General features: G+C 33.9%; 15 protein-coding genes and 1 riboswitch. Of the genes, 10 read left to right on the top strand and 5 right to left on the bottom strand.

All coding sequences use genetic code 11. The annotated features are described in order from the left end of the window. The first annotated feature begins 15 nt into the window (after positions 1–15). The 3 genes from ACJJVO_RS14880 (at position 16) to ACJJVO_RS14870 (ending at position 3,193) form a co-directional block, all read left to right on the top strand. The gene (locus ACJJVO_RS14880; RefSeq protein WP_405576965.1) at positions 16–1,281 is read left to right on the top strand and encodes an ammonium transporter; all 1,266 of its coding nucleotides are present in this window, start codon (positions 16–18) and stop codon (positions 1,279–1,281) included. Between the two features lie 310 nt (positions 1,282–1,591). Next, on the top strand, positions 1,592–1,930 hold the full coding sequence (locus ACJJVO_RS14875) for a P-II family nitrogen regulator (RefSeq protein ID WP_405575510.1): 339 nt from the start codon (positions 1,592–1,594) through the stop codon (positions 1,928–1,930). Between the two features lie 6 nt (positions 1,931–1,936). After that, on the top strand, positions 1,937–3,193 hold the full coding sequence (locus tag ACJJVO_RS14870) for an ammonium transporter (RefSeq protein WP_405575508.1): 1,257 nt from the start codon (positions 1,937–1,939) through the stop codon (positions 3,191–3,193). Positions 3,194–3,330: 137 nt separating this feature from the next. Here the strand turns inward: ACJJVO_RS14870 and ACJJVO_RS14865 are convergent, their stop codons facing one another. From ACJJVO_RS14865 to ACJJVO_RS14845, 5 genes are all read right to left on the bottom strand, one after another. Then, a complete protein-coding gene (locus ACJJVO_RS14865; protein WP_405575506.1) occupies positions 3,331–5,910 on the bottom strand; it encodes a phosphoenolpyruvate carboxylase in 2,580 nt (859 codons plus the stop codon). A 9-nt stretch (positions 5,911–5,919) separates the two neighbouring features. Beyond that, positions 5,920–7,038 (bottom strand): 3-isopropylmalate dehydrogenase, encoded by a 1,119-nt coding sequence (leuB, locus tag ACJJVO_RS14860; RefSeq protein ID WP_405575504.1) that lies wholly within the window; start codon positions 7,036–7,038, stop codon positions 5,920–5,922. Positions 7,039–7,085: 47 nt separating this feature from the next. Next, entirely contained in the window at positions 7,086–7,676 is a 591-nt protein-coding gene (leuD, locus tag ACJJVO_RS14855; RefSeq protein WP_405575502.1) for a 3-isopropylmalate dehydratase small subunit, read from the bottom strand. Positions 7,677–7,756: 80 nt separating this feature from the next. After that, on the bottom strand, positions 7,757–9,139 hold the full coding sequence (gene leuC / locus ACJJVO_RS14850) for a 3-isopropylmalate dehydratase large subunit (protein ID WP_405575500.1): 1,383 nt from the start codon (positions 9,137–9,139) through the stop codon (positions 7,757–7,759). 5 nt (positions 9,140–9,144) lie between these two features. Beyond that, on the bottom strand, positions 9,145–10,320 hold the full coding sequence (locus tag ACJJVO_RS14845) for a 2-isopropylmalate synthase (protein WP_405575498.1): 1,176 nt from the start codon (positions 10,318–10,320) through the stop codon (positions 9,145–9,147). Positions 10,321–10,467: 147 nt separating this feature from the next. On the opposite strand from ACJJVO_RS14845, the gene ACJJVO_RS14840 reads away from it, so the two are divergent. The 7 genes from ACJJVO_RS14840 (at position 10,468) to ACJJVO_RS14810 (ending at position 26,698) form a co-directional block, all read left to right on the top strand. Further along, positions 10,468–12,015, top strand: a complete 1,548-nt coding sequence (locus tag ACJJVO_RS14840) for a hypothetical protein (protein ID WP_405576963.1) — start codon at positions 10,468–10,470, stop codon at positions 12,013–12,015. 102 nt (positions 12,016–12,117) lie between these two features. After that, a riboswitch (SAM riboswitch) is annotated at positions 12,118–12,241 on the top strand. A gap of 120 nt (positions 12,242–12,361) precedes the next feature. Continuing rightward, positions 12,362–13,660 (top strand): O-acetylhomoserine aminocarboxypropyltransferase/cysteine synthase family protein, encoded by a 1,299-nt coding sequence (locus ACJJVO_RS14835; protein ID WP_405575496.1) that lies wholly within the window; start codon positions 12,362–12,364, stop codon positions 13,658–13,660. A gap of 71 nt (positions 13,661–13,731) precedes the next feature. After that, the gene (locus tag ACJJVO_RS14830; protein WP_405575494.1) at positions 13,732–14,739 is read left to right on the top strand and encodes an alpha/beta fold hydrolase; all 1,008 of its coding nucleotides are present in this window, start codon (positions 13,732–13,734) and stop codon (positions 14,737–14,739) included. A gap of 94 nt (positions 14,740–14,833) precedes the next feature. Further along, complete coding sequence (locus ACJJVO_RS14825; RefSeq protein ID WP_405575492.1) at positions 14,834–16,180, top strand: SWIM zinc finger family protein; 1,347 nt, start codon at positions 14,834–14,836, stop codon at positions 16,178–16,180. Position 16,181: 1 nt separating this feature from the next. Next, a complete protein-coding gene (locus tag ACJJVO_RS14820) occupies positions 16,182–19,139 on the top strand; it encodes a DUF6493 family protein (RefSeq protein WP_405575490.1) in 2,958 nt (985 codons plus the stop codon). A 189-nt stretch (positions 19,140–19,328) separates the two neighbouring features. After that, positions 19,329–24,410, top strand: coding sequence for a translocation/assembly module TamB domain-containing protein (locus ACJJVO_RS14815; protein WP_405575488.1), 5,082 nt, complete (start codon positions 19,329–19,331; stop codon positions 24,408–24,410). Positions 24,411–24,457: 47 nt separating this feature from the next. Then, entirely contained in the window at positions 24,458–26,698 is a 2,241-nt protein-coding gene (locus ACJJVO_RS14810; protein ID WP_405576961.1) for a BamA/TamA family outer membrane protein, read from the top strand. The last annotated feature ends 32 nt before the right edge of the window (positions 26,699–26,730 follow it).

Genomic DNA, 26,730 nt, shown 5'->3' with positions numbered 1-26,730 from the left:
TTCATCCCAAGTCTTATGGCAGTACAAGACACTGCCGAACCTACAGAAATTGAAGCTGCTGTTGCCGCCATTAATGGCGACATGGGAATGCTTTGGATGCTAATATCAGCCATCCTAGTTTTCTTTATGCAAGCTGGTTTTACTCTTGTTGAAACAGGAATGACACGCTCTAAAAATGCAGCCAATATTGCAATGAAGAACTTACTAGACATTTGTGTTGGATCATTAACGTACTGGCTTGTTGGCTATTCTTTAATGTATGGAGACACTTCTAATGGATGGTTTTTCTGGAGCGGATTAATGCAAGGCGAAGGTGCCGACTTATTGTTTCAAACAATGTTTGCAGCAACTGCAGCAACCATAGTTTCAGGAGCTATTGCAGGACGCACAAAATACTCAACTTATATTATATTTTCTATCGTGATGACCGCATTAATCTACCCAATCGCAGGTGGATGGCAATGGCAAGGATCTGGCTGGTTAACAGAACTCGGTTTTATTGACTTTGCAGGATCTTCTATTGTACATTCTGTTGGTGGATGGGCCGCTTTAGTTGCCGCATTTATGGTTGGACCTAGAATAGGAAAATTTGTCGACGGAAAAGTAATGTCCATACCAGGTCACAACCAAATTTTAGCGACTTTAGGTGTATTTATCCTTTGGTTAGGCTGGTTTGGTTTCAACGGTGGATCTCAATTAGCATGGGGAGGTGCAGACGCTATAGCAGCTTCAAATGTTGTACTAATCACTAATTTAGCTGCAGCAGCTGGTGGACTAGGAGCATTAATTACCACATGGATATGGTACGGTAAACCAAATCTACCACAAACTTTAAATGGAGCTCTAGCTGGCTTAGTAAGTATTACTGCAGGCTGTGGAAACATGTCTGCACCAGGAGCTATTTTCGCCGGACTTATAGGTGGTATTATTGTAGTATTCTCTATAGAGTTTATTGAGAAAAAACTTAAAATCGATGATGCTATTGGTGCAGCTTCTGTTCACGGTGTTGCCGGAGCATGGGGAACACTTGTTATAGGTCTTTGGGGAATTGATGGTGATACAGGTATCGGCTTATTCAACGGCGGAGGGTTTGGTCAATTAGGTACTCAAGCTATTGGCGTTTTAGCCTATGCAGCTTGGTCTATAGGGTTGTCATTCATTATACTTAAAATATTAAAATCTACAATGGGTCTTCGTGTTACTGAAGAAGAAGAAATTGTTGGTCTTGACCTTTCTGAACATGGAGAAATTGCTTACCCAGGAAAGAGAGAAAGAGGATAATATACATACTTTATCTCACACAAATATCTAGAATTAATAGCATAATTTAGTTGTTAAAAATAAAACCCTTGAAACATTTGTTTCAAGGGTTTTGCTTTTAGAAGCTTTTCACCAAAATTACCGAATTGCAATTTATACCAAAATTTTATAGGGCGAAAATCTATAAATTCATAAAAATTACGCATTAACCCCATTTTTATATAAGGTATAAGTTAATATTATATAGATTTAACAGAAATTAGCTCGTTTTAACATTATATAATTAAATATATAATACGACACATTAATATTCTAACTAACAAATAACACAATGAAAAAGATTGAAGCTATTATTAGAAAATCAAAATTTTCTACAGTAAAAAATGCACTGCACGAAGTAGGCGTTAATTTCTTCTCTTACTGGGATGTTACCGGACTTGGAAACGAAAAAGAAGGTCATGTTTACAGAGGGATTTCTTATAGCACAAGTGACATTCAAAGACGTTATTTATCAATCGTAGTGAATGACGATTTTGCAGAAGTCACAATAAAAGCCATAATAGAAGCTGGTTCTACGGGAGATGTTGGAGACGGCAAAATCTTTGTTTCACAAATAGATGAAGTATACAGAATTAGAACAGGCGAAAAAGGAGGAAACACTTTAAAATAAAAAAACATGGAATTACTTACAATAAATAATGTATGGATGATGATCTGTACAGCACTCGTCTTCTTCATGCACTTAGGGTTTGCATTTTTAGAAATTGGATTAACACGTCAAAAAAACACCATAAACATACTATTTAAAAATATGTTTATTATCACAGTAGGTTTACTTCTCTATTGCCTAGTAGGTTTCAATTTAATGTATCCAGGTTTTGAATCTGGTGACTTAGGAATATTCGGATTTGCAGGCTTTGGATTAGACTCACCAACAGTTATTGACCCTGAAACTAGAAAAGCAATACTCGATTTAACGTACAATGCAGGTTACACATATTGGACAGACTTCTTATTTCAAGGTATGTTTGCAGCAACAGCAGCAACAATTGTATCTGGAGCAGTTGCAGAACGCATGAAAATTGGACCATTTATGATCTTCACAATAATCTATGTTGGCTTAATTTACCCAATTGCAGGTTCTTGGAAATGGGGAGGAGGATTTTTACAAACACTAGAAACTCCTTTTTATGACTTTGCTGGTTCTACATTAGTACACTCTGTTGGTGGTTGGGCTGCTGTAGTTGCCGTTTGCCTTTTAGGACCTAGAATTGGTAAATTTAAAGACGGAAAACCACAGGCTATTCCTGGACACAATATTCCATTAGCAACAGCAGGTGTTATTATACTTTGGTTAGGTTGGTTTGGTTTTAATGGAGGTTCTGTTTTATCTGCAGATCCAGGATTAACATCACTAACATTAGTAACCACATGTTTAGCTGCTGCATCTGGAGGAGTTATTGCTGCCCTAGTATCTACTTTACTATATAAAAACTTAGATTTAACAATGTTTCTTAACGGTATCTTAGGAGGTCTAGTTGGAATTACTGCTGGAGCAGACCAAATGAGCCCTACAGACGCAATCATGATTGGAGCCATCGCAGGAGCAATTATTGTTTTTGCTGTATCGTTAATTGATAAGTTAAAGTTAGATGATCCTGTTGGAGCCATTGCAGTACACTTGGTGTGTGGTATTTGGGGAACACTTGCCATTGGTATCTTTGGAAACCTCGCTGGTGGAGCACAATTTATTAGTCAACTTATTGGTATTGCTTCTTATGCAGCCATTTGTATTGTTTCATCTTTCTTAATCATTTTTATAATGAAGAAAACAGTTGGCATTAGAGTTTCTGAACGTGAAGAATTAGAAGGATTAGACGCTCACGAACACGGCATGGATGCATATCCAGACTTTAGATTAAATGAACACTAATACTATTTAAGATCAATTATCTTATTAATAAAAACCCCTTTAAGTACAAAACTTAAGGGGTTTTTTAATAATACAAAAAGCGTGCTAAATCTAATCTAAGATTTAGCACGCTTATATTTTTATAGTATATTTCTAATTTAAGCCGAATTACGACTAGCGTTTATATTACCAAACAAAGATCGTGTTACCATTTTCTCAAAGATCTTAATCTGCTCTTCATCTCTAACCTCAGCTTTTTCTAACTCCTGAATTTTCTTCAAAGCATATTGCTGAATAGTTAATAAAGGCAATACAATAGATTCTCTTACTGCAATGGAAGCTTTTCCAGATGGCTCCTCTTGCATTAATTCATTATAACCCGTAAGTTTTAAAATTAAACGTTTAGAAGTTTCATATTCTTGATAAATAACATTCCAGAATTCTCCATATTCAGGATCTTCCGCCATATATCTAGTTAAACCAAAAAACGATTTAGATAAAGACATCATACTGTTTTCAATAAGGGTTTTAAAGAAATCTGATGTTTTAAACAAGTCCTGAACTTTTTCAAATTCATTAGCATCTTCATAATGCTTTAAAGCCGTACCGACTCCAAAAAAACCAGGCACATTTTGTTTTAATTGACTCCATGAACCAACAAAAGGTATAGCTCTTAGGTCTTCAAAAACTAAACCTTCAGATTTCCCGCGTTTAGATGGACGACTACCAATATTGGTTTTTGCATAGTATTTAAGCGTACTCATGTTTTCTAAATAGGGTATAAACTTCGGATGAGCTTTAAAATTCACATAAGCTTTATAACTTCTATCTGCCAAATCCGTCATTACATCTCTATTTTCTTGAGACATACTCAAATCCTTAGTACTAATACTATTTCCAATACCTGAACTTATTAATTGCTCAAGATTATATTGTGAAGATTCTAAGGTTCCGAAATTAGAACTTATCGTTTGCCCTTGTATGGTTAACTGCACTTCTTCATCCTCAATCGTTGGCCCTAAAGACGCATAGAAATTATGCGTTTTACCTCCTCCTCTTGCAGGAGGTCCGCCACGACCATCAAAGAAAATAACTTTGACACCATGTTCTCGAGACACTCTTGTTAAATTTTCTTTTGCTTTATAAATTGCCCAATTAGCCATTAAATAGCCACCATCTTTAGTACCATCACTAAAGCCTAGCATAATAGTTTGCTTATTACCACGAGATTTTAGGTGCTTAGCATATTCTGGATTTGTATACAACTCCTCCATTACCGCTGGCGCATTCTCTAAATCTGTAATCGTTTCAAAAAGTGGCCCAATATCTACCGTTAATTCATCATGAAATGCTACCAACTTCAACATTGCAAACAATTGCATTACGTTTAACGTTGTTTGATTATTACTAATAATATAACGATTAGCTGCCTTTTCACCATTTGTTTCCTGAATGGTTCTTATAGCTTTCATTGTATTTAAAGCTTTTAAAGTTTCTTCATCTTTTATTAAAGTTAAATCAACTTCCCCTTTTACTTTAGATAAAATATTCACTTGTTCATTTTCCGATAAATCATGATAATTCTTTGGGAAAATTTCACTCCCACTCTTTATGAGTGCATCCACCATATCATTAAAAAACTGATTGTGCTTGCGACTATCTTGTCTGATATCTAAATTCGCAAAATGAAATCCGAATAAGTGTGTTTTGTTAATAAGACTATTGAGTTCATCTAAATAAAGTGATTGATGCTTATCAATAATTACATCCTTTACAGCTTTTAATTCTGAAATAAAATAAGGCAATGTTATATCAGAAGGCTCATTAGTAATGATATTGTAAAGCTCTCGCTCTAAATTACCCATCCTATCTTCAACACCTTGAAACGTTAATTTTCGTTTTAATTGCCTAACGTTTCTATAGTAACTCTTTATAACTGAAAGACGTAATCTACCAGCAACTTTCAATGTAATCTCTGGAGTTACAAAAGGATTACCATCTCTATCTCCTCCTGGCCAAAAACCAATATTGATAATATCGTTTTCAATTTGTTTACCATCAAATATATTTTGCTGAATATAATCGTAAATCGTTCCAAAAGATTTATAAAACACATTCTCTAAATACCATATTAAACTCACTGCTTCGTCAAAAGGCGATGGTTTTTCGTGCTTAAAAAATGGTGTTTTTCCAAGTTGCGCCAATAAATCATTAATTCGTAATAAATCATTTTCACGAATAGCTTCCGTTAAATCGGTTATAATTCCTAAAACTGAACCTGGATAAAATTGGGTTGGATGTGCTGTTAACACAATACGTACTTTAAACTCTTCAAGATATTTTTGAAGTGTTTCTAATTTATTTTCTGCCGTAACGGTTTCTTTTAAATTACGTAACGTACCAATACCGTCCATATTATTTACAACCGGAAAAGCAGCATCTTCAATAGCATCAAATAATACCACCTGTCTTTCTATGTATTGAATAAATCGGAATAATAAATTAATTTGACTTTCTGGAGATCGTCTGGCTTGATACTTTTCGAAAAACGAATCAACAATTGTCGTTGGATTCTCTTGGTGTGTAAATCCCTTTTGACAAGTTTCGTGAAACAAAGGCAATAAAGCACCTGTTTTTGTTATGGTATCAAAAGGCAAAGTCATGAATATACTATTATATATCTGATACTTTGATAAAACGTTTTGATTGAAGCGTGTTAACTTTGGTTGTGTGGGCATTATATTAAATTATATTATTGTGGATTGCCCTAAATGGATATTCTTAAAGTTGAGATTAGTATCTTTTGGATTGTAAATAAAATCCTCAACAAAGTCTCCAACATTAGAGGTCGTCACAGTGTTCACCACCGAATTTATATCTGGTGTTGTAATGTTTAATTTTAATGATTTTTCTACTGCTAACCTAATTAATTCGGCTTCATTATGTAACTCAAAATGGCTCAACAACATAGCAGCAGACAAAATTGATGCAATCGGATTTGCTATACCTTTATCAGCAGCTTGAGGATACGATCCATGGATAGGTTCAAACATTGCATATTTGTCTCCAACTGAAGCTGATGCTAATAACCCTATGGAACCTCCGATAACACTAGCTTCATCACTAATAATATCACCAAACATGTTCTCTGTTAAAATTACATCGAACTGTTTTGGGTTTAAAATCATTTGCATCGCTGCATTATCTACAAATAAAAAGTCGAGTGTAACATCTGGATATTGCTCTGCAACTTCTTTCACTACTCGTCTCCAAAGTCTAGATGTTTCTAACACGTTAGCCTTATCTACTAAGGTCACTTTATGACTTCTATGTTCAGCAGCAACAAATGCCAAATGCGCAACACGTTCTATTTCTTCACGTGAATAGGCACACAAATCTGAAGCATAATCACCATCTTCTGACGTATGTTTTTCACCAAAATAAATACCACCAGTCAATTCTCTATAAATAGAAATATCTGTACCCTGAATGATGTGCTTCTTTAAAGGCGATTTATCTAATAATGTTTTATAAGCTTTTACAGGCCTAATATTTGCATACAAACCCAACTCTTTGCGTAATTTTAGTAAGCCTTGCTCTGGTCTCACTTTTGCAGTAGGATCATTATCATATTTAGGATCACCAATAGCACCAAATAAGATAGCATCACTTTTTTTACAAAGCTCTAATGTTTCATCTGGTAAAGCATCATTATGCTTATCAATGGCAACAGCACCAACATCTGCCGTTGTAAATTTAAAATTGTGATTAAATTCCGAAGCAATTGCTTTCAAAGCCTTTATAGCTTGATTTGTTACTTCTGGACCAATACCATCACCTGGTAAAATTGCTATATTTAATTTCATCGAAGAAAAATTAATTCTCGAATTAACGAAAATCTTACTTTTAATTATTAGTATATTCTTTGAGCTTCAAAAGCTTCAATTTGTTCTTTATTATTAATTAGATAATCAATATCGTCGTAGCCATTGATCATACATGTTTTTTTGTAGGCATCAATTTCAAAATTTTCGGATAATTCTGAATCTTTTACTGAAATGGTTTGGTTTTCGAGATCCACCACTAATTCTGTCTCTGGGTTGGACACGATTCTTTGCATTAAGTCACTTAAAAATAATGGCGAAACCTGCACTGGCAAAAGCCCATTATTTAACGCATTGCCTTTAAATATATCAGCAAAAAAACTAGACACTACAACTTTAAATCCAAAATCTGTAATAGCCCAAGCCGCATGTTCTCTACTAGATCCGCAGCCAAAATTATCTCCCGCAACTAATATCTGTCCAGAATATTTTGAATTATTAAGTGTAAAATCAGTATTAATAGTTCCATCCTTATGATATCTCCAATCTCTAAATACATTGTCTCCGAATCCTTTTCTATCCGTTGCTTTTAAAAAGCGAGCTGGTATAATTTGATCTGTATCTACATTCTCAATATTTAATGGAATGGCTCTTGATTGTAATGTTGTAAACTTTTCCATAATAATGCCCACGAAAGTGGGTATCTTCTTTTAATTCATTTTTAAAACCTTCAAGGGTTTTGAAACCTTATAGGATAATATCAATTTAATTGCTTTGAAATATCTATAATTTTACCTTCTACGGCTGTAGCTGCAGCAACCAATGGACTTGCTAAAATTGTTCTTGAACCTTGCCCTTGGCGACCTTCAAAATTTCTATTAGACGTAGATACACAATATTCCCCTTGAGGAATTTTATCGTCATTCATTGCTAAACATGCAGAACAACCAGGCTGACGTAATTCAAATCCCGCATCATCAAAAATAGACTTCAAACCCTCTTCAATTATTTGAGTTTCCACCTGTTTACTTCCTGGCACTAACCAAGCCGTAACATTAGCAGCTTTTTTCTTACCTTTTATATAGCTCGCTGCGACTCTAAAATCTTCAATTCTAGAATTAGTACAACTACCTATAAACACAAAATTAATCGGTTTATTAATCAAACTTTCTCCAGCTTCAAAATTCATATAAGCTAGAGATTTTTTAAACGATGGATTTTCATCAACAGGAATCGTTTCAGAAATTTTAATTCCCATCCCAGGATTAGTGCCATACGTAATCATTGGTGCTATATCTTCAGCATCAAAGCTATATTCTTTATCAAATTTTGCATCGTGGTCCGTAGGTAATGTTTTCCAATAAGCAACTTTCTTATCAAATGCATCACCTTGAGGTGCAAATTCTCTACCTTTTACATATTTAAATGTAGTTTCATCTGGAGCAATCATACCTCCTCTTGCTCCCATTTCTATACTCATGTTACAAACGGTCATTCGACCCTCCATACTCATATCTTCGAACACATTCCCTGCATACTCACAGAAATAACCTGTCCCAGAGTTTGTTCCTAATTTTGAAATGATATACAAGATAACATCCTTTGGCAAAACACCATTTCTAAGCTTACCATTAACGGTAACTCTAAGACTTTTAGGTTTTGTAAGCAATAAGCACTGGCTCGCAAAAACTTGTGCTACCTGGCTTGTTCCTATGCCAAATGCAATGGCTCCGAATGCGCCATGTGTTGATGTGTGACTATCTCCACAGACCATGGTAATCCCTGGTTGTGTCACTCCCAACTCTGGAGCCATTACATGCACAATACCATTATATTTATGCCCTAACTCATATAGGGTTATATTATTTTTTTTACAATTTTTAGATAATTGCTCCAATTGTTTCCTAGACAACTCATCTTTTATAGGTTGATCTTGGTTTAACGTCGGAGTATTATGATCTGCCGTAGCCACAATTTGATTGGGTCTAAAAACAGGAATTCCACGATCTTCTAACTCATTAAAAGCCTGTGGACTTGTTACTTCATGTATTAAATGTTTATCTATATATAATATTTGTGGCCCATTCTCTATGGTACTGACCACATGAGAATCCCAAACTTTGTCAAATAATGTTTTTCCCATTTATTCTATGCTGAAATTATTTGTTGATAAACATTACTCGTTTCAATAATTTGATGAATATCATTATCATTGATTTCCTTTTTTCTGTCTGCAAAACTTAAAAAGTTAGCATACACATCATCTAACTGCAATTTTGTAAGTTCATAACCTACATTTTTCGCTCTGTAAGCCAAGGCTGCTCTTCCGCTTCTTGCCGTTAACACAATAGCCGACTCAGTAACACCAACATCTTTAGGATCAATAATTTCGTAAGTTGCTCTATTTTTTATCACACCATCTTGGTGAATCCCAGAACTATGCGCAAAAGCATTTGCTCCAACAATCGCCTTGTTTGGCTGTGTATAAATACCCATGCTATCACTCACCAATTGGCTCATTCCGTATAGCATAGACGTATTAATATTAGTATCTAAATTAAGGTATGGATGTTGTTTTAAAACCATTACCACTTCTTCCAAAGCTGTGTTTCCAGCACGCTCGCCAATACCATTAATAGTACATTCTATTTGACGTGCACCATTAATTACACCCTCAATAGAATTCGCGGTTGCTAACCCTAAATCATTATGGCAATGACAAGACAAAATAGCTTTCTCAATACCTTTTACATTTTCTTTTAAATATTTAATTTTCGCACCATATTCACTTGGCAAACAATAACCCGTTGTATCAGGAATATTCAACACTGTTGCTCCAGCCTTAATCGCAGCTTCACAAACTCTTGCTAAATATTCATTTTCTGTTCTTCCTGCATCTTCAGCATAAAACTCAACATCTTCAACAAATGATTTTGCATATTTTACTGCTTCAAAAGCACGTTCAATGATAGCATCTTTGTTCGATTTGAATTTATGTAGAATATGCGAATCAGAAGTACCAATCCCTGTATGAATCCTAGGTTTATTGGCATATTTTAGAGATTCAGCCGCTACTTTGATATCATTTTCCACCGCTCTTGTTAAACCACAAACTGTAGCATTTTTAACAATTTTCGATATCGCCTCTACAGATTTAAAATCGCCAGGACTTGAGACGGGAAAGCCTGCTTCTATTACATCAACACCAAGTGCATCTAACTGTTCTGCAATAACAACTTTTTGTTCTGAGTTGAGTTTACAGCCAGGAACTTGCTCTCCATCGCGTAGTGTTGTATCAAAGATTTGTATATTGTTATTTGACATATATCAAAATATAGTTTAGTATTGTCTTACGAATTTATATTTTGAATTTGATTAAACTGTTTACATTTCAATTAACTTTACGATGTTCAAAACTAAAATCGAAAAACAAAATACTGATTACCAATTAAGTAACTACATTTTATATTGATAACTAAAGACCAAAAAGATAATTTATTTTCACTAGTAAAGTCACTTACAAAGTCTGAAAAACGGCAATTTAAACTTTACGTAGGGAGACTTGGTGTAAATTCAGATTCTAAATTCTTGAATTTATTCAATCTTTTGGACAAAGCTAAAACCTATAACGAAGCTTTTATTTTAAAAAGCGGTATCGTAAAAAAGCAACAACTTGCCAATGTAAAAGCGCATTTATATAAACAAATTTTAATCAGTCTTAAACTGAACCCATCACATCAAAATGTGCGATTACAAATTAGAGAACAACAAGATTTTGCGTCTATTTTATATCACAAAGGCCTTTATAAACAAAGTTTAAAAATTTTAGATAAAGCCAAAGAATTAGCCATTGCAAATGAAGAAAAAAATTCAGCTTTTGAAATTGTTGAGCTCGAAAAAGTAATAGAATCACAATACATTACACGAAGCATTAGCACTAGAGCAGATGAATTGGCAATACAAGCAAAAGAATTGAGTTCACTTAATGTAATAGCCAGTAAACTCTCCAATTTATCACTTCAACTCTATAGTACTATTCTAAAAACAGGTTACATAAGAAATGAAGAAGAAGCCAACATGGTTATTAATTATTTCAATAAAAGTCTGCCAAAATTTAAAATTGAAAAACTAGGATTTAGAGAGAAATTATGGCTGTATAAAGCTAATTTATGGCAAAGTTTTTTACTCCAAGATTTTTTGAATTGTTACAAATATGCTTCAAAATGGGTAAATTTATTTTACGAAAATCCAAGCATGATTAATCTCAACCCTGTATTCTTTCTTAAGGGCAACAATTATCTTTTAGAAGCCTTATTCTTTATTGGAAACCAACCAAAATTCTTAGAAAAATTCGCTGAATTTGAAGCTACAGTTCAAAATCCAAATTTTCCAACTGATGAAAATGTGGCCTCTTTAGTTTTTCTTTACACTAATTTCCATAGTATAAACCAACATTTTATTGACGGCAGTTTTGAAGAAGGGCTTCATCTTATCCCTAAAATTGAAAAAGCTTTAATTCCTTTTAGTAATAGAATTGACCCACATCACAAAATGATTTTCTATTACAAATTTGCGAGTTTACATTTTGGCGCTGGAAACAACAAAGAATGTATAAAATATTTAGATAAAATTATTTCTAACAAAACGCTTTCAATGCGCGAAGATTTACTTTGTTTCTCAAGAGTTTTAAATCTTGTAGCGCATTATGAAGCTGGTTTAGATTACCATTTAGAGACACTTTTACGAAGCACCTATAAGTTTTTAATTAAGATGAACGACCTGCACGAAGTGCAAAAGGAAATGATAAAATTCATTAGAGGGCTCCAAGATATTTACCCACACGATCTTAAAAATGCTTTTAAGGAGTTACATAAAACTTTAAAGACTTTTGAAGATCATCCGTATGAACGACGCGCATTTTTATACCTCGATATTATTTCTTGGCTAGAGAGTAAAATTGAAAATAAACCTGTAAGCCAAATTATCCGCACTAAGTATTTAGCAAAGAACAGTTCTTAATTCTGCGAAATTCACAAAAAACTCACAAAATTGAGAAATAATTTGGAATTCTAATTTTTGTATTGCAATATTTGTGCTCACAAAGTTCAAACACTTACTGAAATGTTATCAAGAAAGGTGGAGGGAATGACCCTACGAAACCTTAGCAACCCTTAGATTTACTAAGAAGGTGCTAAATTCTACTTAATGATTCGATTCATCAATCGGAAAATTGGATAGATAACTAAAGACTAATTACCCATCTGTAATTAGCATTTTCTTTATAATATTTTTCTATTAAGTACGCTTCTAACGAGGCTTATTTGGCTTTTGGTTTAATCATTTATTAACTCAAAAACTTAGAAAAATGAGTACACAAAAATTCGCAACACAAGCGTTGCACGCAGGTCACGACACAAGTCAAACAGCAGGAACAAGAGCTGTTCCTATTTACCAAACATCATCATACGTTTTTGATGACTCTGATGATGCCGCAGGACGATTCAACTTATCAGTTCCAGGATTTATTTACACGAGACTAAACAACCCAACAAACGACATTTTAGAACAACGATTAGCAGCATTAGAAGGAGGCATAGCAGCCGTTGCAACAGCATCTGGTACTGCTGCAATTTCTACTACACTTTTAACACTTTTAAGAGCTGGAGACCACATTGTTGCATCGAGTAGTTTGTATGGTGGCACTTACAACTTATTGAGTGTGACGCTACCAAGACATGGTATTACAACAACGTTTGTAGATGCTTCTAACCCAGAAGAATTTGCAAAAGCAGCACAAGAAAACACCAGAGCCTTTTTTGTAGAATCTTTAGGGAATCCGAAGTTAGATGTTTTAGATCTTGAAGCAATTTCAAAAGAAGCTAAAGCATATAAAGTACCCCTAATTGTAGACAATACAGTTGCGACACCTTATTTATTAAATCCAATAGAACATGGTGCTAACATCGTTATTCATTCATTAACCAAATATATTACTGGAAACGGAACATCACTTGGAGGTATTATCATTGATGCTGGTACTTTTGATTGGACCAACGGAAAATTCCCAGAATTCACAGAACCATCTGCAGGCTACCATGGCTTAGTGTATAGCGAGACTATTGGAGCTGCTGCATTTATAGCAAAAATTAGAATTGAAGGTTTACGAGATTATGGTGGAGCATTGAGTCCGTTTAACGCTTTTCAAATTATTCAAGGTCTAGAAACTTTAGAATTACGTATTTTAAAGCATAGTGAAAATGCGCTTGAATTAGCAACATGGCTAGAATCGCAACCCGAAGTAAAATGGGTGAATTATCCTGGACTTGAAAGTAGTAAATACAAAAAACTCGCAGAAAAATATTTACCAAAAGGTCAGAGTGGTGTAGTCACTTTTGGAGTAGATGGTGGTTACGAAGCTGCAAAAACAATTGCAGACACTACCAAATTATTCTCACTTTTAGCCAATATTGGAGACACAAAATCACTTATCATTCATCCTGCAAGCACAACGCATCAGCAATTAAGTGACGACGCTCAAGAGACTACAGGTGTTACCAAAGACTTAATTCGTCTATCTGTAGGCATTGAAAACATTGAAGACTTAAAAGCCGATTTAAAGGAAGCTTTTGCTGTTGTAAAACAAAAAAGAGCACTTCAAAATTAGCCTTTAACATGTTTTGTTTAGTAATAGATGCCTTTTTTATAAAGGCATCTATTTAAAATTTAATTCTTAAAATGGAAAATTTACGTTACATAAATATTTCTAATTACACATCAGATACAGGCAAGGACACAAATATAAATCTGTCTTACCAAACTTTTGGCAAACCATTACATGACGCTCCCATTGTCTTAGTCAATCATGCGCTTACTGGCAACTCTAATGTTATTGGTAAAGAAGGTTGGTGGAATGATTTAATTGGAACAAATAAATGTATCGATACTAATTTATATACGATACTAGCATTCAATATTCCTGGTAATGGATATGACAATAATGCGGAAAATATCATTGAAAATTACAAAGATTTTTCAGCAAGAGATATTGCTCAATTATTTGCTCTAGCTATAGACCAATTAGAAATCACAACTTTATTTGCAGTTCTCGGAGGTTCAGTTGGTGGTGGTATTGCATGGGAATTGGCAGCTTTAAAACCACAACTAATTCAACATTTAATTCCTATTGCGACTGACTGGAAATCTACAGATTGGGTAATTGCGAATTGTCACATTCAAGATGCAATTTTGAATAACTCTTCACAACCTTTAGTTGATGCCAGAATGCATGCTATGACCCTATATCGTACACCTGAATCATTAACTCAAAAATTTGAACGCACTAAAAAAAGCAATTCACTTTACAACATTGAATCTTGGTTGAGTTATCATGGTAATGCACTAGAAAATCGTTTTCAAGTGGCCGCTTATAAATTGATGAATCAGATATTGCGAACTATAGATATTACAAAAAATAGAACTGAATTTTTAAAAGTGGCTTCAAAAATTGAAAGCGATATCCACATCATAACGATTAATTCGGACTTGTTTTTTAAGGCCGATGAAAATTGGAATACTTATGTGGACTTAAAAAGTGTTAAAGATAACGTGCATATTCACGAAATTAAATCCGTTCACGGTCACGATGCCTTTTTAATAGAATTTGATCAATTGGCACGTTTTTTAAAACCTATTTTTTCAACGCAATTAAAAGAAAAAGAAAAGCTAGAACAGCAAGTTGCCTAAACCAACTATGCTGTTTTTTAATAAAAAGCCGAACGACAAGTTCGGCTTTTTTAATTTTTAGACCATGTATTTTTAGTATATTTAAAACAAAAACATGGCTTCAGAGACTTTAAGTTATAAATACAATTCCCAATCGAGAATAACATCTACAAAAGGAAAAGAAAATTTATTACTCTCAAAGTTTAACGAAGTAGAAAAAGGCAATTCACCTTGTTTTTTCTGGGGAAAACTGAACAACCCTTACGAATTATCACGCTGTTTAATCACGCTTTCCAATACCGTACAATCCAGTTTTAATCTGTCACCTTTTCAATTAGCTTTATTAAAAGATCCAATTGTCACTGCCGGAAACAATCAAATTCGATTCGAAGGTTTTTCGCATTGTGCTGGTGTTTATGCTAGAGTTGATGTTTTAGAAAACGGACAAGATGGTGAGTTTATTGAAAATGGAACCACCAACGTAGATTTCAACACTCCCTTAATTTCCGAATTAGGAAAAATAAAGAAGAACGACGACCTAGTTTTGTCTGTTGGAGAAAAAGAAGTCGGTTTTCATAAAGAAGGTGAAAGTTTTATTGAGCGCAAAGTACCTTTACCAAGCAAATGGATTAAAGGCTTAACAACCGTTCAACATTATTTTTCAGAATCAGATTATGCGCTCACCTTAAATAGAATTCAGGCACTTCAATTATTTAAAACCATTCCTAACGGTAAAGTTAAAACCGATTATTTTTTAATTAAACGCGGCAACAAATACTTGTTCAGCCCTTTAAAATCGAATTCTGCCGTTTGCATTGGAGGTATTCATCGTTTAAAATTATTACAGCCTTTAATTCCTTTAATTAATGAGATGAAAATCTATCCTCAAAAGGATATGCAATCGGTAACTTTCATTTTGTGTTTTAACGACTTAAATTTTGTGTTTTCAATTTCAAGAGATTTTTGGCGCGGTTTTTCTGGCGAAGGAGCGGCTTTAGAAGCTTTAATAGAAGATCTTCCTGAAAATTTAATTAAAGCTTTCGACAATTATTCTTATACCAATCAAACCTTCAATCCTACCTTAATGTCTTTTGAAGAACATATTGATGTGTCTAAAATCGATAAGCTAGCGACCAAACTATCAGCCATGGGATTATTAGGTTACGATCTAGAAAACAACGGTTTCTTTTACCGACGACTACCTTTTAAATTAGATAGAATTATGTCTTTAAACCCACGACTTAAAGGTGCTGAAAAATTACTTTTAGAAGGTAAAGTTGAAATTATATTAAAAAAAGACAATGAAATTGAAGCCAAAGTTGAAGGTTCTGGAGTTCAACATTATGTTATCATAAAAGGAGATACACAAAAATGTACGTGTACATGGTTTAGTAAAAATCAAGGCGAGCGTGGAGCTTGCAAACATATTTTAGCTGTAAAGAAAAAAGCAAAAAACAACTAGTATGCTAAGCCAACAAATTGAAGCTATTGTAGAAAAAGAAGGAGATATTATTCCGCTTTTAAAAACCTTAACACCAACTCAAAAACGTGAACTTGTTCCTTTTTTAAAAACATTACGAACAAGAATTTTTGAGCGTTACGATATTCATGAAAAGACAAAATGGGGAATGTCTTATTCTTCCAAACCAGTGCACTCAGAAGCTAAGCAAGCCATTGTAAATAAAGCTTGTTATGTGTGTTTCAACAAAACAGATACTAAAAAAGCATTTTTTCAGGTGAGTAGACTATCTGTTAGTGATGATTATCTCGAGAACATCATTCCTTGGTATAAACCCAAATGGTTTGGCGATTTAATAAATGACGAAATGCCTTGGGATTTAACCTATGATAAACTCATGGATTTAGCTCAAAAGGAATTGTTTGAACCATCACAAGCTCTAATATTAGCCAGATTGCCTAATGCTATCGTTGAAAGCTCATGGAATAACAACGTTAACAAAAGCATTTACAAACCTGAAGTTTTACTAAAACACAAAACAACTTTAGACCAACATATCTGGTTTTTATTTGAAGAAGCATCTGGAATCAATAACTATTACAATTATTTACACTTAGATAATTACAAAGGAGGCAATGACATTTGGATTGACACGTTTGTAAATTTAACAGCAACCGAAAAGCTTGATAGACGCAAAGTCTTAACAGCCACACTACACACCTCAACAAAAGGATTTAATAAAACATTAAGCGGCTGGTTTGCCGAATTATTATTAAAACTAAATCCAACTTTAGAGGAAATTCTAAGTTTACAAGATGCCTTTTTTGCGGCACTGAACTCTCCACATTCTAAAGTGGTTAATTCCGTTTTAAAATATTTTAAAGTTGCCGCAACTCACAAAAATTTTAAGCATGCCATTTTCATAGAAAATGCGTCAATACTTTTAAATTCTGAAACAAAATCTGTGGTAACTTCCACATTAATGATTTTAGATAAAATTGCAAAAACTCATAAAACGTTGCAAAATTCAGTGTGCTTAAAAGCCACAGAAGGTTTAATAAACGTCGATGAAAAAATACAGATAAGAGCTGCTAAGATTATTGAAAAATTTGGCAAGCCTAAGAATGAAGAATTAGCAGATGAAATTAGCATGTATGCGGATAATTTACTGCATAATTCTAAAGACTTACTAAAAGATTACCTTGTTGCTGAAACAAAACAAAACGGCTATATTGAGGAACCTGAAACCATAGAACTCAATAACGTTTTAGCTGACGACAATAAAATTGAAACCTATAACACGCTAGACGAGCTCATCTTTTTTGTGAGTCAGGCCATTGATAATAACGAGGTTTACCACATCGATTTATTACTAAGTTATTTACCAAAACTCAATGTGCTTATAAATAAAACTAACGTTGCAAAACTAGAACCAATTTTTAAACGCGCTTTAGATTTGTCTTTAAGTTATGATTGGAATAGCCAAATAGGAAATCTAGAACATGAAGCTGCCTATTATATCAATGATTTTTCTGAAATTCTAATAAAACGGTTTCCCATTGAACTTGCCAGTTTTAAAAAGAAAAAGCAATCTAAAATTCAAAAACTTAAGGATGATAAATTCTACTCTAGTCACCATAAGGAAAATTTAAAACCTATAGAACAGCAAAGCATTCCGGATTACATTTATCAAATTCACCACGCGTTGTTTATACAATCTAAATCGTTTATTCGAAAAAACGCAACTTTAGATTTACTTTCTAAACCCACGCATGCGCCTTGTTGGATAGACCCAACAATATTAATTGAAAGAATAGTAGCTTACGAAAAACAGAGCGAAACCATTATCCTTTATGATTTTCAAATTGCTATTAGTCGATTGCCTTTTAATTATAATCCTGAAGATATTCCAAATCAGATTGAACTCATCACAGATTTTGAACTGAAACAAGTACTTAAATATCATTTTAATTTCATCAAACTTGAAGGTGTTAAACTCACTCAACCCGAATTATGGTTACAATCTGTACTCATAAAAAACAATAAAAATGAACTCGACTATTTTCAAAATAAGCTTTCAACCAATCTAAGAAAAGAGATAGGGAATTACACTTGGGATTGTAAACTAAGAGATCATTATTATTTGGAATACGATTACCCTTCGTCAAAACAAATCCGAAAGAAAACCGTAAAGAAAGAGTTAAAACTTCATGATTTTCATACTCAGAAAAAAGGACCTGAATCACTGTTAGATAATTTGAAAGGAATTTTTAAGTTTAATAAAAACACCGTCAAAATAAAAAGCATATACAGTTTTATGTATTTCAAAAAACAGAAATACTATACTACCATTCAGCCTCACGACGATATCAAATTCTTGTATTTATCACCAAATAACCCAAGTATGTTATTAAGTCAGGTGGTACATTACAACTTAAAAGAATCAACGTTTTGGGATGAATCGAGCAAAAAAAACATGATTAATTTGCTCAAAGGGTTATATCACATTTGGAATCGACCAGATTATAATGAAGGTGCCTATTTATTTTTAGCTACTGGCCTTTTATGTAGTGATAAAATATCGCGAGAATTGGCGGCCGAAATTTGGATTAAAGCCAATTACGAAACCACATTAGATAATAATTTATTAGGAAGTTTTATCGGACGATTAGAAGCTGGCGAATACGCTCCATTAAAAAGATTCACGGATTTATTAACTAATAATTTATTCAATATTTCTAAAACACATAATGCCTTTTTGTTTCAACTTTTAAATTCTGCTGTTAAAGAAATGAATGACATTCCTATTCGTGGAAGTAAAAAATTATTAGAGATTTTACTAGAACTTAAACACAGTTCTAATGCAACTGAACTTCAAGATTTAACAAAAGAAAAATTACTTAAATGGCAAAACGTACCTTCCGTAAAACCAGTGATTAAAAAAATATTAGATATTAAATAAGTGGGTTAAAACACTCCAAATATTTCGAGAAATTTAATTATAGCTATGACGTTCAAATAATTAACACAACCACCTAAATATACATTAGCTTTATTAACCCTTCAATTTTAGTTAAAAATAAACGTGTGAGCGTTAATATTCTTAGCAATAACGACAATTGTAATACTTTTACTCGTATATTTTTACGTATTGAATAAGACAGAAGACACAGCACCCCAAATACCAAGAAAACGAAAGTTTCGTTGGCTTCGCAGAACATTACGCGTTCTGTTAGGCATTCTTGTGTTTTTATTTTTGGTGATTCTTTTTGTTCGCAGTCCTTGGGGACAATCTATTATCGTAGATAAAGCTGTCAATTTCGTCGCTGATAAAACAGGAACTAAAGTTGCCATAGAAAAACTTTTTATCACATTTGATGGCGATGTACAACTCGATGGCCTCTATCTCGAAGACATTAAGGGTGATACTCTCGTCTATTCCAAATCCCTTGAAGCCAATATTCCATTATGGAAAATGATACGTGGAGAAGGTGTTGGTGTTGATGCTTTAGATTGGGATGGTTTACGTGCCAATATTATTAGAAAAGATAGCATTACAGGGTATAATTTTCAGTTCTTAATTGATGCTTTTGCCACAACAGACACAACAACCGTTGAAACAGACACCACGTCTACTCCATTGAATCTCGTTATTGGCAACTTAAATTTCAATAATTTCGATATTGTTTTTGATGATGCGGTTGCAGGAATCGACTCGAGATTTAAAATTGGTAAATTGAAAGCCGATATGGAAACCACCAATATTGAAGACATGATTTTTGAGGCTTCAAATATAGAGTTGACTAACGCTAACATTAAATTCATACAAAAGCCTGTTGCCATTGACACCACATCCTCTGACGCTCCATTACCAAAATTAGCTTTTGAAAACATAACGTTCAATAATGTGGTTGCTTATTACGAATCGCAACCCGATCGCCTCATTGCAGATGTCGATATTTCAAAATTTGAAACCCAATCACCGAATATAAATTTAGCAGATAGTGATTTCAGTCTTAAAAAAATCACGCTTAAAAACTCTAGAATAAGCTTAACAACCGAAGCTAAAATTGATGGTTTAGGACCAAAAATTGAAGACGTCACTGAAGATTCAACAACAAATAACAATACCTTTGAATGGCCTCAACTAAAAATTAATGTTGCGGCAATTGATTTTGAAAACAACACTATTGATTATCGTGTGGGCAATGCAAAGCCAACAAAGGACGTATTCAATCCTGATGCGATTGCACTGTCAAATTTCACGCTTCAAGCGAAGGACATTTTATTAAAAGATAAAAACGCAAGCCTAAATTTAGAGCAACTTAATTTTAATGAGGCTTCAGGATTAAGCTTAAATCAATTGGCTGTCAATTTTGAAGCTACAGATCAAAGCATACAATTGGATGATTTAAAATTCAAGCTAAATAACAATTCCATTTCAGGTTACTCGCAGTTAGAGTATCAATCACTTTCAAATTTAATTGAGTCACCTGAAACCACTAAAGTCAACTTAAATTTACCGTCGTTTCAGCTTTCACTAACAGAGATATTCAAATTTCAACCCGATTTAAAAAATAACGCATACCTCAATAAATTAAGCAAAAAACTCGTTTTAGGCAGCTTAAATGCTTCAGGAACTTTAGCTTCAATAAAATTAAATAAAGCCGAACTTAATTGGGGAAATTCAACAAAAATTTCCACCAACGGAACACTTCAAAATATAACAGATACCGAAACACTTGCCTTTAATATTCCGCAATTTACTGCAGTTACAAAACGATCCGATTTAATTCAGTTTGTCAGTGAAAACGATTTGGGAGTTAGCTTACCGAAGGATGTAAAGTTTGAAGCACAATTCAAAGGAAATCTTGAGGACATTTCAACTAAAGCTAAATTGACCACAACACAAGGAATCGCGACGGTTGATGGAAATTATAAAAACGCAGAATCAATTGCTTTTAACGCTGATATTAGTATTGACGATTACAAGCTAAATGAATTACTAAACAACCCACAATTGGGAGCATTAAGTCTTTCTATTACATCGCAAGGAAGTGGTAATACCATCAACACACTTAATGCTAATTTAGAAGCGAAAATTTCCGAATTCCAACTGAATAACTATGACATTAAAGATCTTAATATTAGCGGAGATATTGTCAATGGAGCAGGAAATATTAACTCAACATATAAAGACGACAATCTCAACGCGACATTAGAAGCTTACGTCGTTTTAGATTCTATAAATCCTGAGATCAAAGTAGATCTCAATGTTATTGGAGCCAACTTAGAAGCACTTGGTGTAATGCAGCGTAATGCTAAAACGGCTATGCATATTAATGCCAATTTTAAAGGTAATGGAGAGCGCTATGACGCGAGTGCGAAAATGAATGATGGTGTTGTTGTGTATGATAATAGAACTTATTTAATTGGTGATTTAGATGCCGTTGCCCATGTAGATAACGACACCACATCTGTATCGCTTCAAAATAAAATTATAGATTTAAATTTACAGTCTAACGCCAATCCTCAAACATTTAGCAAAGCGATACAAAGGCATGTATTAAGCTATTTTTATAGAGATGAAACCATATCAGATACCATTTTAGATTTTGTAAACTTAAAACTTGAAGGCAAAATTGCTGAATCGTCTTTACTTAACGACGTGTTTTTGGTCAATGTAAAAGATTTGGATACGATTGACTTTGCCGTTGATTTTAATGAAAAAGCACGAATCTTTAAAGCAAATATCACGGCACCACATCTTAACTACAGTGGAAACACCTTAGATAGTCTCGCCTTTTCAATGGATACAGACCCAGAAAACTTCAACTTTAATTTTGGTTTTAACAATGTGAATGTTGGTCCTTTAGACGTTCCGAAAACGGTGATTACAGGTAAACAAACGGATCATGAATTAACCCTTAATTTCTCAGGCTATCACGAGGAAGAAACCTTAATGAATGTCAATACTAAAATCACAGGTAGTCGAGAACAATTACGATTTACGGTAAATCCTGATAGCTTAATTCTCAACAAAGAAAAATGGATCATCCCATCTGGCAATGAAGTAATTCTAACAGAGAAAAATTTGGAATTTAATGACTTCAAGATTACAAAGAACAATCAATCTATTGAACTCACTGATAAATTAGAAAACATCACTAAAAAGCATATGGCTATAGCTTTTAAAAACTTCGACATAAACGAATTTTTCAATTATTTGAGTCCAAAAGCAGAATTAGCAACAGGAAAATTAAATGGTGATTTTATCCTTGAAGATCCTTTTGAAAACGCAGGTATCATTGCCGATTTAAGCATTAAAGACTTTTACACACTACAAACGAATTTAGGTACGCTAAGCATTAACGGAAATTCTCTTGGCGCAAATAGTTACGCTTTTAATGCTGGATTAAAAGGTGGTGATATTGATTTTGATCTCACCGGAGATTACACAGTGACGAACACCGTAGCGAATCTCGATCTTGATTTTGACATCAATGAATTCAAAATAAAAGCGCTGAACACCTTATCTCAAGGTGAAGTTAAAAATTCTGAAGGTAGTTTCTCTGGTGCTTTTAAAGTTACAGGCACCACAGCAGATCCACAATATGATGGGTATCTCTCATTTAATAATGCAAGTTTCAACATCGCTAAACTCAACTCTAAGTTTAGCATGGCCAATGAAAAACTAAACATTAACAATAGTGGTCTTTCAATGAAAGATTTTACCATTCGCGATGCAAATGATAATGCCTTGGTGCTTTCCGGTAAAGTTGGCACCGAAAGTTTTATCAATCCAACATTCGATTTAACTGTAAAAACTAAAAATTTTCAAGTCTTAAATGCCACTAAAGAAGACAACGAAGAATTTTACGGCAAAGTGACTTTTGATGCTAATGCAAAACTTACTGGCGATTTACAAATCCCTAAATTAGACGCTAAACTCACATTAGGTTCAGATACAGACTTCACCTACGTATTACCGTCCTCAGTTGCTAGTGTTGAAGAACGTGATGGTGTGGTTGTATTTGTAAATCGTGAAAATAGAGATGCTATTCTCACCCAAACGGAAGAACAAACGGCAACGATAAAAGGCTTTGATATTTCGGCCTTATTTAACGTCGGTAAAAATGCTGCCGTTACTATAATTATAGATGAAGAGACTGGAGATAATTTTAAAATTTCGGGTGAAGGCGATTTTGTTTTTACCATGAAACCGAACGGAAGAATTACATTAACAGGTGCTTATGAAATTTCAGAAGGGCATTACGAACTCAATCTTTATAATTTAGTTAATCGAAAATTTTTAATTGCGCAAGGTAGTCGTGTTACTTGGTCTGGTGATCCTTTTGATGCTAAACTTGATGTACGCGCTATTTACAATTTAGAAACCTCAGCGTACGGATTGATGGCGTCTCAAATTTCTGGTGCAGATTCTTCTGTAAAAAGCAAATACCAAGAAGTTTTACCCTTTAATGTGTATCTCAATATTGATGGCGAACTTTTGCAGCCTAAAATTTCCTTTGGTTTAGATATGCCAGAAGAAGAACAAGGCGCAGTAAGCGGACAAGTATATAGTAGAGTGCAACAAGTGAACCAACAAGAAGGCGAACTGAATCGACAAGTCTTTTCGTTATTAGTCCTTAATCGTTTTTATCCAGATTCTGGTAGTGATGGTAGCTCTGGAGGTTTTGCCACCATTGCGCGAGATAATTTAAACGATGCCGTTTCTGATCAACTTAATGCGTTTTCAGACAAACTTTTAGGCAGTTCTGGTATTGAACTCGATTTTGGATTGAACAGCTACACAGATTACCAAGGAGACTCACCAACCGACCGCACAGAATTAGAAATTGCGGCAAAGAAAAAATTGTTTAACGACAGATTAACCGTGAGTGTTGGTAGTGACGTGGATATACAAGGCAGCAGTAGTACAGATGAAGAAACACCTATCATTGGTAATGTAAGTTTAGAATATGCCTTAACAGAAGATGGTAGGTACCGACTCAAAGGCTTTAGGAAAAGTGAATTTGAAAATGTTATTGATGGCCAAACCATAGTCAGTGGTATTAGCTTAATATTTACTAAAGAATTCAACCAATTTAACGAGCTTTGGGATGCTATTTTGCGTTCTAAGAAAGAGAAAGAAGCAGCATCCGAAGCTGAGGATGTTACTCAAGAAAAACAAGAAGCTACGGACGAAAGCATGGAACAGAAAACAAATTAAATTTGAAAAGAACTTTAAGACATAGTGTTGCTTTTATCATATTTGGAATGGTGTTATACTCGTGCAGTATCACTAAACATATTCCTGAAGGCGAACGTTTATATACAGGTGCTACCATTGAAATTGAAGCTGATTCTATTATAAAAAATGAAAAAGAACTAAAAACAGAATTAGAAACCATTTTGAGACCAGAACCCAATTCTAAGTTTTTAGGAATGCATTTGGGTTTATATTATTATTACAAAAACCAAAAAGAGAATCCAGGATTTCTCAATAAATGGCTATATAAACAACTTGGAGAAAAACCCGTTTATCAATCTAGCGTAGAACCGTTTGAAGTTGAAGCTGTTTTAAGAAACCGATTAGAAAACAAAGGATTTTTCTACAGTACTGCAACATCTTCTTTTGAAGAGAAAGAGATTGAAGCCTCTATAAATTACAAACTAAATGTCACGGAACCCTATAAAATGAAGCGTTTTGAAATTGACTCCATGCCTTCACCACTGTATGAAGCGGTCAAAAAAGAAACTGATAAATCCCCTTTTCAAAATGATATGCGTTTCGATTTGTCTAATATGAAATTAGAACGTCAACGGATTGATACAGAGTTAAAACAAAAAGGCTATTATAATCTGAATTCAGATTTTTTCATTTTTGAAGCCGACACGACGCAATACGATAAAAAGCGTTTCGATTTATTTTTAAAATTAAAAGCTGAAGTACCAAAAAAGGCAACCATTCCTTACCAAATTTCTTCAATAAACGTCTTTTCAAATTACGATTTACAAGATTCAACGTACGTAGCGCCCGAACGATTCAATAATAAGAATTACATTCAAGACACACTATTTATTAAACTGAAATATCTTGATGAATTTATCACACTAAAGGAAGGTGATTTATACAGTCCTGACGAATCTAAAACCACGGCAAGACGATTATCAAAAATTGGAGCCTATAAATATGTAAACATTCAATATAAAGAAATTGATTCATTAGAAACAGATAGTTTAGGTTTATTAGAAGCCAATATATTCTTATCACCATTAACAAAACGTGCTGTCCGCGCAGAATTACAAGGCGTTACAAAATCTAATAATTATACAGGACCACATTTAGCATTAACTTATAGTAATCGTAATGTTTTTAATGGTGGAGAAACCTTAAATATTAGCACAAATGTGGGTTATGAATCTCAGTTTTCCAGTGGTGATGATGCAGGAAATACGAGTTTAGAATTAGGCTTAACGACAGAACTTATTTTTCCACGCGTTTTATTTCCTGTTAAAATCAATACAGATTTCTTTAAATATTCAATCCCAAAAACAAAAACAAGTGTTGGTCTTAACTATTTAAGTCGAAGTGACTTGTACACTTTACTCTCTGCAAATGGACAATTTGGCTATTCTTGGAATGCTAATAGATTTATAACATATGCATTTAACCCTATTGCTGTAAGCTATACGAGACTTTCAAATACAACAGCAGAATTTGACGCTATTTTGGAAGAAAATTCATACTTGGAGCAAAGTTTCGATCAACAATTTATTTCAGGAATGACATTTTCATTCACCTACAACGAAATGGTAGATGCTAACGACCCAAATCAATTTTACCTCAACACCACTTTAGATGTTGCAGGTAATTCAATTAGCTTATTAGGACAAGAAACCACATCTGGTGAACCTAAAGAATTTTTAGGCTTAGAATATGCACAATATGCAAAAGCTGATCTCGATTTAAGATTCCATCTAAATTTCGGTAAAGACAGAACCCAAACTTTAGCAACACGTTTATTTGCAGGTTATGGTTTACCTTATGGAAATTCGGATGTCATTCCTTATGTGAAACAATATTTCGCAGGAGGACCTTACAGTGTTAGAGCTTTTAAAACGCGAGCTCTAGGACCAGGAACTTATGACGACGATAGCGATGATGATAGCGATGTCACTTACTTTGATCAAACTGGAAATATTAGACTTGAAGCTAATGTAGAATATCGTTTTCCTTTATTCTCATATTTTAAAGGTGCTGTATTTGCCGATGCCGGAAATGTATGGAACTCTAAAGCCAACTCAGTGTTTGATGGAGAGGATAAATTTACTTCTAACTTTATAAAAGAATTGGGTATGGGAGCAGGATTCGGTTTACATATAGACGTGCAAGGCTTTGTCATTCGCTTTGATTTGGCAGCACCATTTCACGATCCTTCATTAGCAGAAGGTCAACGATGGGACTTTAAATATGATGAACCTGTACTTAATTTTGCTATTGGGTATTCGTTCTAAATATTTAAAAGCTTAAGTGAATTGATACCATA

The organism is Winogradskyella sp. Asnod2-B02-A (assembly GCF_045063645.1).
Classification (GTDB): domain Bacteria; phylum Bacteroidota; class Bacteroidia; order Flavobacteriales; family Flavobacteriaceae; genus Winogradskyella.
This window is presented reverse-complemented; position numbering and strand designations above follow the sequence as displayed.

Coding starts and splice junctions, on each gene's coding strand:
- ACJJVO_RS14810 (WP_405576961.1), top strand. CDS start 24,458: ATGGTGTTATACTCGTGCAGTATCACTAAACATATTCCTGAAGGCGAA.
- ACJJVO_RS14825 (WP_405575492.1), top strand. CDS start 14,834: ATGGCTTCAGAGACTTTAAGTTATAAATACAATTCCCAATCGAGAATA.
- ACJJVO_RS14830 (WP_405575494.1), top strand. CDS start 13,732: ATGGAAAATTTACGTTACATAAATATTTCTAATTACACATCAGATACA.
- ACJJVO_RS14875 (WP_405575510.1), top strand. CDS start 1,592: ATGAAAAAGATTGAAGCTATTATTAGAAAATCAAAATTTTCTACAGTA.
- ACJJVO_RS14870 (WP_405575508.1), top strand. CDS start 1,937: ATGGAATTACTTACAATAAATAATGTATGGATGATGATCTGTACAGCA.
- ACJJVO_RS14820 (WP_405575490.1), top strand. CDS start 16,182: ATGCTAAGCCAACAAATTGAAGCTATTGTAGAAAAAGAAGGAGATATT.
- leuB (WP_405575504.1), bottom strand. CDS start 7,038: ATGAAATTAAATATAGCAATTTTACCAGGTGATGGTATTGGTCCAGAA.
- leuC (WP_405575500.1), bottom strand. CDS start 9,139: ATGGGAAAAACATTATTTGACAAAGTTTGGGATTCTCATGTGGTCAGT.
- ACJJVO_RS14880 (WP_405576965.1), top strand. CDS start 16: ATGGCAGTACAAGACACTGCCGAACCTACAGAAATTGAAGCTGCTGTT.
- ACJJVO_RS14865 (WP_405575506.1), bottom strand. CDS start 5,910: ATGCCCACACAACCAAAGTTAACACGCTTCAATCAAAACGTTTTATCA.
- ACJJVO_RS14835 (WP_405575496.1), top strand. CDS start 12,362: ATGAGTACACAAAAATTCGCAACACAAGCGTTGCACGCAGGTCACGAC.
- leuD (WP_405575502.1), bottom strand. CDS start 7,676: ATGGAAAAGTTTACAACATTACAATCAAGAGCCATTCCATTAAATATT.
- ACJJVO_RS14845 (WP_405575498.1), bottom strand. CDS start 10,320: ATGTCAAATAACAATATACAAATCTTTGATACAACACTACGCGATGGA.